Annotated in this window: 10 protein-coding genes and 1 pseudogene; 5 read left to right on the top strand and 6 right to left on the bottom strand. The window is 72.1% G+C overall.

Going from position 1 to position 12,712, the window contains the following annotated elements:
* Nucleotides 1-63, bottom strand: a pseudogene (locus tag AOK15_RS42875) (LacI family DNA-binding transcriptional regulator); the annotation flags it as partial.
* A 334-nt stretch (nucleotides 64-397) separates the two neighbouring features.
* On the opposite strand from AOK15_RS42875, the gene AOK15_RS30905 reads away from it, so the two are divergent.
* From AOK15_RS30905 to AOK15_RS30895, 3 genes are all read left to right on the top strand, one after another.
* On the top strand, nucleotides 398-3,061 hold the full coding sequence (locus tag AOK15_RS30905; protein WP_240508679.1) for a carbohydrate-binding protein: 2,664 nt from the start codon (nucleotides 398-400) through the stop codon (nucleotides 3,059-3,061).
* A gap of 208 nt (nucleotides 3,062-3,269) precedes the next feature.
* Entirely contained in the window at nucleotides 3,270-3,818 is a 549-nt protein-coding gene (locus AOK15_RS30900; RefSeq protein WP_107099549.1) for a DUF1062 domain-containing protein, read from the top strand.
* Nucleotides 3,819-3,920: 102 nt separating this feature from the next.
* On the top strand, nucleotides 3,921-5,105 hold the full coding sequence (locus AOK15_RS30895; protein WP_055521636.1) for a pyridoxal phosphate-dependent aminotransferase: 1,185 nt from the start codon (nucleotides 3,921-3,923) through the stop codon (nucleotides 5,103-5,105).
* 5 nt (nucleotides 5,106-5,110) lie between these two features.
* Here the strand turns inward: AOK15_RS30895 and AOK15_RS30890 are convergent, their stop codons facing one another.
* Complete coding sequence (locus AOK15_RS30890) at nucleotides 5,111-5,707, bottom strand: TetR/AcrR family transcriptional regulator (RefSeq protein ID WP_055521635.1); 597 nt, start codon at nucleotides 5,705-5,707, stop codon at nucleotides 5,111-5,113.
* Between the two features lie 188 nt (nucleotides 5,708-5,895).
* Between AOK15_RS30890 and AOK15_RS30885 the strand changes: the two genes are divergently transcribed.
* Nucleotides 5,896-6,798 carry an NAD(P)-dependent oxidoreductase gene (locus AOK15_RS30885; RefSeq protein WP_055521634.1) on the top strand — a complete coding sequence of 301 codons (903 nt, stop codon included), beginning with the start codon at nucleotides 5,896-5,898 and terminating at the stop codon, nucleotides 6,796-6,798.
* 151 nt (nucleotides 6,799-6,949) lie between these two features.
* The gene (locus AOK15_RS30880; RefSeq protein WP_055521633.1) at nucleotides 6,950-8,053 is read left to right on the top strand and encodes an AraC family transcriptional regulator; all 1,104 of its coding nucleotides are present in this window, start codon (nucleotides 6,950-6,952) and stop codon (nucleotides 8,051-8,053) included.
* Between the two features lie 53 nt (nucleotides 8,054-8,106).
* On the opposite strand, the gene AOK15_RS30875 is transcribed toward AOK15_RS30880, so the two are convergent.
* The 4 genes from AOK15_RS30875 to AOK15_RS30860 form a co-directional block, all read right to left on the bottom strand.
* Entirely contained in the window at nucleotides 8,107-9,528 is a 1,422-nt protein-coding gene (locus tag AOK15_RS30875; protein ID WP_055521632.1) for an aldehyde dehydrogenase family protein, read from the bottom strand.
* A complete protein-coding gene (locus tag AOK15_RS30870) occupies nucleotides 9,525-10,403 on the bottom strand; it encodes an SDR family NAD(P)-dependent oxidoreductase (protein WP_055521631.1) in 879 nt (292 codons plus the stop codon). The genes AOK15_RS30875 and AOK15_RS30870 overlap by 4 nt, the downstream gene beginning before the upstream one ends.
* Nucleotides 10,400-11,746 carry a flavin-containing monooxygenase gene (locus AOK15_RS30865; protein WP_055521630.1) on the bottom strand — a complete coding sequence of 449 codons (1,347 nt, stop codon included), beginning with the start codon at nucleotides 11,744-11,746 and terminating at the stop codon, nucleotides 10,400-10,402. The genes AOK15_RS30870 and AOK15_RS30865 overlap by 4 nt, the downstream gene beginning before the upstream one ends.
* A gap of 108 nt (nucleotides 11,747-11,854) precedes the next feature.
* Nucleotides 11,855-12,664: an MBL fold metallo-hydrolase gene (locus AOK15_RS30860; RefSeq protein WP_055521629.1), complete on the bottom strand. Its 810-nt coding sequence runs from the start codon at nucleotides 12,662-12,664 to the stop codon at nucleotides 11,855-11,857.
* Nucleotides 12,665-12,712: the final 48 nt, after the last annotated feature.

Raw genomic sequence — 12,712 nt, 5'->3', positions numbered from 1 at the left:
CAGCGCGTACGACACGGTGCTCCGCGAGACACCGGCCCGCTTGGCGATCTCACCGATGTTCACGGCACTCCTTCGTCGAACCGGTTCGAGAGCGAACGGCTCGTCGAACCGGTTCGCGTGAAGGGAAGGTAGGAGCCACCCCGGGCACTGTCAACCCCTCGCGCCGAACTCCGCGCGGCCTGTGCGCGGATCCCTGTCGGGAGTATTGCTGGGGGCATGCGGCGGTGCTAGGTTCCGCCGAACCGGTTCGACAGAGCCGCACGACTGTCACTCGATCCTCGACTCGACCCCCGAGATGCCGGGCTCCCCCACCCCGCATCCCATCGAACCGGTTCGACCCTGGGCGGATCACCTCACGGAGACCTCAGTGCGACGCAATCGCAGCAGAACCCGAGCCGTGGCAGCCGGTGCCACCGCGGTCACGGCCCTCGCCACCCTGCTCGCCGGACCAGCCGCGGGCACCGCCGGCGCGGCGGAGCCGGAACGGCTGGTCATCGATCTCGGCACCGACACCGGCGCCTTCCACGGCGGCGCCTCCGGCTCCCTGTACGGCGTCTACGGCGACGGCGTACCGAGCCGCAACCTCATCGAGGGAATGGGCCTGCGCACGGTGTCGACGAAGGCGCAGGACGGTCCCCAGCATCCGGGCGCCGACGCGCTGGAGATGCTCCCGCCGTTCGTGGACTCCGGCGGCAAGGACGTCTACATCTACATGACCGACATCTACCGCGGCTTCCCCTACCAGTGGCCGGGTGCCGACGGCCCCGCCCGGCTCGCGGACTTCCAGGAGAAGATCAGGAAGCAGGTCGCCCAGGTCAGGACGATGGGCGCGTACAAGGACCATGTCGTCTACGTCCCCTTCAACGAACCCGAGGGGAACATGTTCGGCACGGGCGCGTGGAGCTATGACAAGGTCTCCTGGCTCGACGCCCCGCAGCACTTCTTCACCGCGTGGAAGGACACCTACCGGCTCATCAAGGACCTCGACCCCGAGGCGCGGATCGCCGGCCCCAACACCTCGATCCTCTACGACCAGATCAAGGGCTTCCTCCGGTACGCGAAGGCCAACGACGTCGTGCCGGACGTGATGACCTGGCACGAGCTGTCCTCACCCGCCAAGGTCCGCACGAGTGTGGCCACCTACCGGCGGTGGGAGAAGGAGATCGGCGTCGGCCCGCTGCCGGTCAATGTCAACGAGTACGGACACAACTACCACCTGTCGGTGCCGGGCCAGGTCGTCCAGTGGGTCTCCGCCATCGAGGAGTCCAAGATCGACGCCGACCTGGCGTACTGGAACATCGACGGCAACCTCAACGACTCGGCCGTGGAGGCCAACAAGGGCAACGGCCAGTGGTGGCTGTTCCACGCCTACGCGCAGATGTCCGGGCACACCGTCGAGGTGACCGCCCCGCACCCCAATCAGCAGTACACGCTCCAGGGCGTGGCGACCCTGGACGAGGACAAGAAGCAGTCCCGGGCCCTCTTCGGCGGGCAGAGCGGCGCCGCGGACGTCGTGTTCCGGAACATCGACCCGGCGCTGTTCGGGACGACGGTGCGGGCCACGGTCCAGGAGATCCCGTGGACCGGCCAGGTCGGGGACTCGGCGCAGCCGCTGCGGCTCTCGGACCGGGAGGTGACGGTCGGCGCCGACGGTTCGGTGACCCTGCCGATGACCGGCATGAACGAGATGTCGGCGTACCAGGTCATCCTCTCCCCCGGCGGCAACGGCGGGGAACCGGCCGCGCCCTCGGTGGGCTGGCGCCGGACCTACGAGGCGGAGGACGCCACCTACACCGGCAAGGGCTACTCCAGGAACGGCCCCGAGGGGACGCCCTCGGACGTGGGCAAGTTCGCGACGTCCGGCGCCTACAACGTGGGCGGGCTGCGCACCGGCTCCGACGGGGTCCTCGCCTTCGACGTCGACGTCCCGCGGGACGGCACCTACGACCTGAGCGTCTTCGCCAACTCCTACAACCTGTACGACCTGGTGAAGGAGCAGGGCCCGACCAATGTCTTCCTGCGGGTCGACGGGAAGGATCCACGCGAGCTGCGGCTGCCGCTCGGCTACAAGTGGGTCGTCTGGGGCCACACCGACACCACGGTCGAACTGACCGCCGGCACGCACCGGATCACGCTCGCCGCGCAGGACCCCGAACTGGGTGTCACCAAGGGCGACGCGATCATCGACAAGATCGACCTCGCCCTGCGCGACGAGAACGTGACCGCCCCCGCGCTCTACGAGGCCGCGTACGCCTCGCTCGCCGGGACACGGCCGGACTACAGCCGGCCCGGTGCGTCGGGTCCCGGCACGGTGCCGCTGGCGAAGGGCGACTCGGCGACGTTCTGGGTGTACGCGCCAGGCGACGGCGAGGCGACCGTGTCGGTCGACCACCTCGGCGGCGGCCGGGCGGGCCTCTCGCTGGGCGGCGAGCGACTCGACGTGCCCGAGGTCGGCGGGGCCAGGAAGGGCACGGACCGGGTACGGGTCTTCCTCTCCGGCGGCATCAACAAGATCACCGTCACCGGCGCCGCCCGTGAACTCGCCCTCGACCGGCTCCGGGTCGCCCCGTCCACCGACTCCCTGAAGACCCGCGTGTACCAGGCGGAGGACGGCACGGTGACGGGCGCCGCCAAGGTGACCGACGCGTACACGTTCGCCTCGAACGGCAAGGCGGTCACCGACATCGGCGACGGCAGGGGCAACGCGCTGACGTTCGACGTCGTCGCCGAGCGGCCCGGCCGGCACGCGCTGACCATCCGCTACTCCAACGCGGAGCAGGCGCCCGCCACCCACTACAACCCCGACCCGATCGCCCGCCACGCCGACCTCTCGATCAACGGCGGCGCGACCCGGCGGATCCTGTTCCCGACGACCTTCCACTTCAACAACTTCTGGGACCTGACCGTCCCCGTCACCCTCAAGAAGGGCGCCAACCGACTCACCTTCACCGCGGAGGAACTGCCCGACTTCGACGGCGACACCTACAACCAGTACGACCAGCGGTCGCCGTACGCCCCGGTCATCGACCGGATCGGCGTGAGCCCGCTGGCCGGGAGGTAGTCGGGGCCGGTGCGGTGCGGCGCGCGTAAATCGGTGGAACGACGCCGACGCGCGCCGCTACCGTGCTGCCGACCCGAATCGCCCGATCAAGGACGTGCCGTTGTACACCGTGTGAGACCCCCCGACTGCTGATCTGTCGCGCGTCGCGCCTGTCCGTGCGCCGCGCTGCTTCCTGCTGCGGACTTCTCACTGAAACCGGTGTACTTCTGTGCTCACCACCTGGGTGGTCATGCCCACCTGCCTGCCGCTCGTCGTGCGTCGCTGCTCCGCGTGCGCCTCGGAGCGCTTCCGGGCGAACGGCAGGTTCCGTGTCAACGCGAACCACAAGCTCATCGACGCCTGGCTCCTCGTGCTCTGCACGGGGTGCGGGGACACCGCGAAGCTCACGGTCCTGGAGCGGACGCAGGTGCGTTCCGTCCGACCGGAGCTCCTGGACCGGATGCACGGCAACGATCCCGCCCTGGCGGCCGAGGTGCTGCGGGATCCGGTCGTACGGCGCCGTCATCGCGTCGCCCTCGACTGGGACGGCGCCTGGCGTCTCGACACCGGCGGTGCGGATCTCCCGGACCGCGAGGTGATCGACGTGTCGGTCCGCTTCGCGGCGCCGATCCCCGTGAGACCGGTACGGCTGATCGCGGAGGGCTGCGGTCTCCCGCGGGCCGAGGTCGAGCGGCTGATCGAGGAAGGGAAGCTCGTCTCGGCGATCCGGCTGCACAGCAGGCTCTCCGGCGACTTCACCTTCACGCTCAAGCGCTGAGCGTTCCACGGCTCGGGGGGCCTGTCCGGCGAGTCCGCAGGGCAGGCCCCCTGGTGGGCAGGGGGCTGTGACGGTCGGGGCGGGCGCGCTTAAGGTCCCGGTATGAGCAACGTACGGATCTCGGAGCGCGCCCGGGCGGTCGCCCCGTTCTACGCGATGGAGTTCGGCAAGCACGCCGCCGCCCTGGAGGCCCAGGGGCACCATGTCGTCAAACTGAGCCTCGGGGAACCGGACTTCGGGGCGCCGCCCGCCGTGCTGGACGCGATGCGGGAGGCCATGGACGGGCGCCCCCTGACCTACACGGCGGCCCTCGGGCTGCCCGCGCTGCGGCAGGCCGTCGCCCGGTTCTACGCGGACCGGCACGGTGTCGAGGTGGACCCGGCCCGGGTGGTCGTGACCGCGGGTGCCTCGGCGGCGCTGCTGCTGGCCGCCGCCGCGCTCGTCGACCCCGGTGACGAGGTGCTCGTCGCGGACCCGGCGTACCCGTGCAACCGGCAGATCGTCGAGAGCTTCGGCGCCCGCGTCACTCTCGTCCCGACCACCGCCGAGGGCCGGTACCAGCTGACCGCTTCGTCGGTGCGGTCCAGTTGGACGGAGCGCACGCGCGGGGTCATGGTCGCCACACCGTCCAACCCGACGGGCACCTCGGTGCCCGCCGGCGAACTCGCGGCGATCTGCGAGGCCGCCCGCGAACGGGACGCGTGGCGTCTCGTCGACGAGATCTACCTCGACCTCGGCGACCACGACGAGCAGGGACGGCCGCCGCGCAGCGCCCTGTCGTTCGACCCCGGTGCCGTCGTCATCAACAGCTTCTCGAAGTACTTCGGGATGACCGGCTGGCGGCTGGGCTGGTGCGTCGTGCCCGAACCGCTCGTACCGGCGCTGGAGCGCCTGGCCCAGAACTACTTCCTGTGCGCTTCCGCCCCGGCCCAGCTGGCCGCCCTCGCCTGCTTCACCCCGGAGTCCCTGGCGGTCTGCGAGGCCCGCCGGGTCGAGTTCACCGAGCGGCGGACGCTCGTCCTCGACGGCCTGCGCCGCATCGGGCTGCCGGTCCCGGTGCCGCCGGACGGCGCGTTCTACGTCTACTTCGACGTCAGCGGCACCGGGCTCACCTCGTGGGAGTTCTGCGAACGGGCCCTGCGGGAGGCCCATGTCGCGCTGACCCCGGGCCGGGACTTCGGCGTGGGCACGGCGGAGACACATGTACGGCTGTCGTACGCGGCGTCGGCCGAGGACCTGCGCGAGGGCATCGCCCGGCTGGGGAAGTTCCTGGCGACCCTCGGGTAGCGCGGTCAGCCGGCCTCGCGCACCGCCGCGTCGAGGAGGGGGCCGAGTTCCCGTGCGACGGTGGTCAGGGCGCGGACGTCGCACTCGGCCCTGGCCATCAGGATCGCCCCCTCCAGGGCGCTGATCATGAGCGTGGCGAGCGCTCCGGCCCGCTCCTCGGGTACCCCCAGGTCCGTCAGCGCCGCCGCCACCGGGCCGGTCCAGCCGGCGAACGCGGCGGCGGCCGCGGCCCGTGTCGACGCGGTGGACTCGGCGCAGTCCACCGTCGCGGCGGCGACGGGGCAGCCGCCCGCGAACCCGGCGGTCTCGTACTCGTCGGTCCACTGGCGCACCATCTCGGCGAACAGCCCGCCGGGTGTCGGCTCGTCCAGCGCGGCGAGGAAGCGGGCGACCCGCTTGCCGGCGTACCGGCCCGCCCAGTCCACGGCCTCGTTGACCAACTGCTCCTTCCCGCCGGGGAAGTAATGCTGCAACGAGCCGCGCGGCGCCCCCGCGTGGGCGGCGACCTCCCGCATCCCGGTCGCCGCGACCCCGTCGCGCCGGATCAGCTGGGCCGCGCTGAAGACCATCCGCTCCCGCGGCCCCCGTACGGACTGCGCCATGCCCCGACCTCCGGTGTCCCGCGTGTCTCGGCGTCCGCTCGCCGGCCGCTCCCCGGCCCGGCGGTTTCCCCGCCGAGCTCAGGACCTCACCCTATGACCGCTGTCATAGCGGAGGCTACTATGACCGCTGTCATAGTCGAGTACGGGGCAGCGGGGCTCGTCCGCGCGGGCCGGGAAGGCAGTGCGTCGTGGACGTCGGTTTCATCGGCCTCGGGGTCATGGGACAGCCCATGGCCCTCAACCTGGCCCGTGCCGGGACACCCCTCGTCGTCTGGAACCGCACCCCGGACCGGTGCGCGCCCCTGCGTGCCGCCGGTGCCGAGGTCGCGGCCGGCCCCGGTGAGGTGTTCGAACGGGCCGGGACCGTGTTCCTGATGCTGGCCGACGAGGCCGCCGTCGACGCGGTCCTGGGCCGCGGCACCCCCGATTTCCCCGCCCGTGTCGCCGGACGCACGGTCGTCCACATGGGCACGACCTCCGCCGAGTACTCGGCCGCTCTGCGGGACGACATCCGCGCGTCCGGCGGGCAGTACGTCGAGGCCCCGGTCTCCGGCTCCCGTGTCCCGGCCGAGCGGGGCGAACTGGTGGGGATGCTCGCGGGTGACGAGGAGGCCGTGGCGGCCGTACGGCCCCTGCTCGCTCCCCTGTGCCGGGAGACGTTCGGCTGCGGCGCCGTTCCGGGCGCGCTGCTGATGAAGTTCTCCGTGAACCTGTTCCTGATCACGCTGGTCACCGGGCTCGCCGAGGCGTTCCACTTTGCCGACCGGCACGGTCTCGACCGGGGGCTGCTGCGGGACGTGCTGGACGCGGGGCCGATGGCCAGCGCCGTCTCCCGGATGAAGGGACCCAAGCTGCTGACCCGTGACTTCGCGGTGCAGGCCGCCGCCGCGGACGTCCTGAAGAACAACCGGCTGATCGCGGAGGCCGCCCGCGAGGCCGACCTGGCCTCCCCGCTCCTCGACGTCTGCCACACGCTCTACGGCGAGACCGTCGAGCAGGGATTCGGCGGGGAGGACATGGTGGCCGTGGTGCGTGCCCTGGAGGCCCGGACGGACGGTGCCCGCGCGAACCACCGGCACCGCACGCCCTGAGCGGTGGGACGCTCGCCCTGGTGGCGTCGCTCGCCCTGAGCGTCGGCCGTCCCGGAAGCCGCGTAGGGGGCCTGAGCGGCCACACCCGCGACAGGCTGCGGCCCCGTTGCCTACAGTGAGGCCAGGGACGGCCCGGGCGAGAGGGAACGCGATGCACGATGCTCCCGCCCCGGCGACCCCCGCCGCGGCCACACGTGCCGGCACCAGCCGCAGTACTTCCGCCACCATCGCGCCGAACATCCTGCGGTATCTCGCGCGGGTCGCTGAGGAGGACGGTGTCGATCTGCGGCCGGTGCTCGACGAGGTCGGGCTGGACGCCACGGTGATGCGGTCCGCCGCGCTGCGCGTCTCCTACCGGCAGGGCAGCGACGTCATCCGCCGGGCCCTGGAGCGGACCGGGGACGAACACCTGGGACTGCGGGTCGGCGCGGCGCAGCATCTCACCGCGTGGGGGCCGCTCGGCCTCGCCATGATGGCCGCCGAGACCTTCCAGGAGGCCATCGAGACGGGCTTGCGCTACCAGAACCTCTCGGGGGCGATGCTCGTGTGGTCGGCCCGCTGGGAGGACGACGGCTACGTGCTGCGCGCCGACCTGCCGGACCCGGCGCTGGACCCCGCGGTCGCCGTCTTCCTGATCGAGGAGGCGTACTCCAGCGCCGCCACCCTCACCCGGCTGAACGTGGGCGCCTCGTTCGCCCCCGAGGTCGTCGACTTCGCGTTCCCCGCGCCGCGCGACACACGACGGTTCGAGGAGCTGTTCCGCTGCCCGCTGCGCTTCGGCGCCCCCGGCAACCGCCTGGTGTTCCCCGCCCGCTGGGTGCGTGCGACGCAGCCGGGCCGGGACTCCATCACCTACGCGTCGACGCTGGAGCTGCTGGACTCGCAGCTGGCGTCACGCCGTGACCAGCAGGACCTCCTCGAAGTGCTGGAGGTGTCCATCGCGCAGAGCCTCCCGGACGTGCCCTCCTTCGTGGAGCAGGCCCGCCGGCACGCGTCCAGCGAACGCACCCTGCGCCGCCGGCTCGCCGAGTGCGGCACCACGTACGAGGCGCTCGTCGACGGAGTGCGCCGGGAGAGGGTCGAACAGCTCCTCCCACGGCCCGAGTCGACGCTGCGCGACATCACCCGGCAGGCCGGCTTCGCCGACGTGCGGGCGCTCCGGCGGGCGGTGCGGCGCTGGCACGGTGTGACACCGGTGGAGCTGCGGGCGAGGCTGCTGGAGCGCCGGGGGGCCGCCGGCGGATCGCCCGCTTGACGTCCGGCGCACGTCGGGCTCAGCGCCCGATTGGCGTCCGGTTCACGTCGGGCTCAGCGCGTCCGGATCCAGACCGTCTTCTCACGCGTCCACTGGCGGAAGGCGTCGGTCGACTTCTCCGCGCCGCCGAAGCCGGACTGCTTCCAGCCGCCGAAGGGCGTGGTGATGTCGCCCTCGCTGTAGGCGTTGACGGACACCACCCCCGCCTGGACGCCGCGCGCGAGGCGGAGCGCGGTGTCGAGGTCGCGGGTCCAGACCGACGCGGCGAGCCCGTACTCGGTGGCGTTGGCCAGACGTGTCGCCTCGTCCTCGGAGGTGAACGTCTGGACGGTGACGACCGGGCCGAACAGTTCCTTGGTGAGGACGTCGCTGCCCTCGGGCGGGCGGGTGATCACGGTGGGCGGGTAGTAGGCCCCGTGCCGGGGCAGGCCGTGGGGCAGACCGCCGGTGTGGACGCGGGCCCCGCCGTCCCGTGCGGCGTCGACCGCCGCCGCGACCCGGTCGAAGGCCGCCCGGTCGATCAGCGGTCCCACCTGGGTGTCGGGGTCCGCCGGGTGGCCGATGACCAGGCGGCGCGCGGCGGCCGTGAACCGCTCCACCACCTCGTCGGCGATGTCGCGGTGGACCAGGACACGGGATCCGGCCGTGCAGTTCTGGCCCATCGTGAGGAACGCGGACTCGATCATGTGGTCGATGAGTTCGTCGCCGTAGGAGAGCGCGTCGGCCATCAGCACCTGGGGGCTCTTGCCGCCCATCTCCAGCGACACGCGTTTGAAGTTGCTGTCGGCGGCGTCCTTGAGGATGCGCCGCCCGGTGGCCGTGGAACCGGTGAACGACAGGGCGCCCACGAGGGGACTGCGGGCGAGGGCGGCTCCGGTGACGGAGCCGTGGCCGGTGAGGACCGTGAGGACGCCGTCGGGCAGACCGGCCTCGGCGGCGAGCCGGGCCAGGTGCAGGGCCGAGCGCGGGGTCGCCTCGGCGGGCTTGACCAGCAGGCAGTTGCCCGCGGCGAGGGCGGGGCCGACCTTCCAGGCGGTCATGGCGAGCGGATAGTTCCAGGGCAGGATCGCCGCCACCACCCCGACCGGTTCCCTGGTCACCAGGCCCAAAGCGTCCGGTCCGCCCGCGGAGACCCGGCCGAAGACCTTGTCGGCCGCCTCGGCGAACCAGCGGATCGACTCGACGGCGCCCGGCACATCACCGGTGAGGCACTCCGTGATGGGCTTCCCCGCGTCCTCGCTGTCCAGGCGGGCGAGGATCCCGGTGTCGCGTTCCATCAGGTCGGCCAGGCGCAGCAGTACCGCGGCGCGCTCCCGGACGGGCAGCCGCGACCACACGCCGGACTCGTGGACCCGCCGGGCCCGCTCGGCGGCCGCGGCGACGCCGTCGGCGTCGGTGGCGGCCACCGTGGTGATCAGTTCCCCGGTGGCCGGGTCGACGACCGTCAGCACGGCGGTGTTCTCGACGACGGTCATGCCTCCTCCACCAGTTCCCAGCGTCCGTCGACCTGCCGGGCCAGTCCGCGGCGGCGCAGTTCGTCGAGGTAGCGCGCCATGCCGCGTTCGCCGCGCTGCCGGAACAGCGGGAACATCCTCGGCAGCAGGTTCGGCATCAGCATCGCGAACCGCACCAGCCGGGACTCGCCGGGCCGGGGGTACGCCTCCAGCCGGGGCCGGTCGAGGAGGCTCACCACGGCGGCCACCACGTCGGCGGGCTGCTGCGGCACGTCCTGGAACTGCAGGGAGTTCCCGCCGTCGACCGCTTCCTGGCGCAGCATCCGGGTGTCGGTCGCCGACGGCAGGACGGACCCGGCGCGGATGCCCTTGCCCCGGAGGTCCAGGCCGATGGCGAGCATCGCGCCGCGCAGCCCGAACTTCGACGCCGTGTAGATGGGGGTCTCGCCCAGGGGGAAGATCCCGCCGAGGGAGACGGTGGTGATCACCCGGGCGTCCCGCGCGGCGCGCAGCAGCGGTACGGCGATCCTGGTGGTGACCAGGGGTGACGTGAGGTTGACGGTGATCTCCCGCTCGATGCTCTCGACGCTGCGGACGTCGAAGCGTTCGGCGCTGGTCATGCCGACGTTGTTGACCAGCACGTCGAGTCGGCCATACATGTCGGCGACCTGTTCGAAGACGTGCTCGACCTGGGTGCGGTCCGTCAGGTCGCAGGCGAGGGCGGTGTGGCCGGTGCCGGGCAGTTCGGCGGCGACGCGTCGGGCGCGGTCCTCGTCGAGGTCGACGACGACGCAGCGGGCGCCGCCGGTGGCGAAGCGGTGGCACAGGGCGCTGCCGATCCCGCCGGCGCCGCCGGTCACCAGCATGACCTTGTCGTGGAAGTCGTAGCGGCTCATGACAGCGCCTCCGAGGGTCGCGCGGACCGCACCGGCGGGGGCTGGCCCTCGGTGCGCCAGCCCATGTCGGCGGCGATCCTGGAGAGATGCTTCACGATGGCGGTGCTGTCGACGTAGCCGGTGTGGCGGGGTGAGGCGACGAACTTGATGCCGCCGGACAGGTCGGGGCGGTCGGTGCGGATCATGCGGGCGAACCGCTCCGCGTTGGGCAGCCGGTGCCGTGCGTCGTGGATGTACCCGGCGATCAGCTGGGCCTGGGTGTCGAACAGCTGGTAGGCGCCGGAGTTGGTCTCGATGAAGCCGACGCCGAACAGGCCCTCGTGGTCGCGGGAGAACGACGACAGATACAGGTCGGGGTGCTGTTCGTCGCCGAAGTACTTCTGGGCGACCGGCACTTTGTGGACGTATCCGGTGGCCAGCAGGATCAGGTCGAAGTCGTCGCGGGTGCCGTCGGTGAAGTGGACGGTGCGGCCCTCGGTGCGGGCGATCCCCGGCCGGGCGGTGATGTCGCCGTGTTGGAGGTGGTGGATCAGCAGCGAGTTGATCGCGGGGTGCGTCTCGAACAGCTTGTGGTCCGGCTTCGGCAGGCCGAGGCGCGTCGGGTCGCCGTTGACGAGCCGCAGGAGGGTGCCGAAGACCCGCTGGGCCAGCCACATCGGCAGGTGGGGCCCGCCGCTCGCGATGGTGTCCACGGGCCGGCCGAAGAGGTGCTTGGGGATGAACCAGTAGCCGCGGCGCATGCTGATCACCGCGTGGTCCGCGCTGCGGGCCGCGTCGCAGGCGATGTCGCAGCCGGAGTTCCCGGCGCCCACGACCAGGACCCGCTTGCCGCGCAGTTCCTCCGCGCTGCGGTAGCCGACGGTGTGGCGGACCTCGCCGGTGAAGTGGCCGGGGATCTCCGGCACGTGGGGGTGCCACTGGGCGCCCGTGCAGACCACGACCTGGCCGTGCGTGGTCCGCCGGCCGTCGGTCCGGGTGACCGTCCAGGTGCCGTCGGCGTTCTTCTCGACGTGCTCGACCTCCACGCCGAACTCGATGCGCTCGGTCAGCCGGTAGGCGTCGGCGAAGGAGGTCAGGTACGACAGGATCTGCCGGTGCGGCGGGTAGTCCGCGAAGGTGTCGGGCATCGGGAATCCGCCGAAGCCGGAGAGGGTCCTGCTGGAGATGAAGTGGGCCGACTCGTACATCGGGCTGCCCGGGTTGTCGATGTCCCAGATGCCGCCCGGCCCGGTGTGCCGTTCGAGGTGGGTGTACGGCAGGTTCCGCTCCGACAGGGCCCTGGCGACCGCCAGCCCCGCGGGCCCCGCCCCGATCACGCATGTGTCGTACCGGCTTGTTTCCATGAACCAGTTCCCTTGTCCGGCCGTTCGCGGCCCCTCGTCGAGGGGTTGTAGGGAACCTACGGAGCGGCGGGGCGGGAAGAACTGGTCCTCGCGGTCAAAGAGGGGGCCTCAGCGGCCAGCGGCGGGGCCGCCGGGGTGCCCGGCGCGTGCCTTCTCGAACAGGATCGGGTCGTGCGCGTTGACGATGGTCAGGTCCGCGTCGGCACGGCGGTACAGCTCGGCGAGGCGGGCGTGGTTGGCGCGCACCTGCGGGAAGTCGTGGGCGAGCAGCGCTTCCGTGGCGCGCAGGACGCGCGGCACCGGGGTGCGGTCGTCGATGAGGCCGCGGTGGAAGAAGGAGTCGCCGGCGTGCAGGATCCAGCGGTCGCCGGTGTCGACGGCGACGCAGGCGTGGCCGCGGGTGTGGCCCGGCAGGGAGATGAGGACGATGCCGGGGGCTATGGTGTCGAGTTCCTTGGCGGCGGCGAAGCCGCGCCAGGCCTCGCCGTCCGGGGTGTGTTCGACGAGTTTCGGGCCGTGCGCCCACTGGATGGGCCGGTAGCGGTTGCGCTCCCGCCGGGACGGGGCGGTGATGGCGCCGCGGACCTCGGCCGCGGTGGTGTGCACCTGGGCGGCGGGGAAGTCGGACAGTCCCCCGATGTGGTCCAGGTCGAAGTGGGTGAGGACGATGTCCCGGACGTCGTCGCGGCGGAAGCCGAGGGCCTCGACCTGGCGGGCCGCCGTCTCGTCCGCCTTGAGCACGGGTCTGAGCAGACGGCGTGATCCTCCGAGGCGTCGTCCGGGGTCGTCGATGTCGTGCAGTCCGAAGCCGGAGTCCACCAGGACCAGGCCGTTCGGCGCCTCGACGAGCAGGACGTGGCAGACCAGCCGGGCGGTGGGCGGGAGCAGGGTTCCGCAGTTGAGGTGATGGACCCTCATGGCAGTACGACCTCCGGAGGGTCGATGTAGGGGCGACGGTGACGGGGG

The sequence above is a fragment of the Streptomyces ossamyceticus genome (genome assembly GCF_001418475.1).
Classification (GTDB): Bacteria; Actinomycetota; Actinomycetes; order Streptomycetales; family Streptomycetaceae; genus Streptomyces; species Streptomyces ossamyceticus.
Note: the sequence above shows the minus strand (reverse complement) of the source record. Positions and strands in the feature narration are given on the sequence as shown.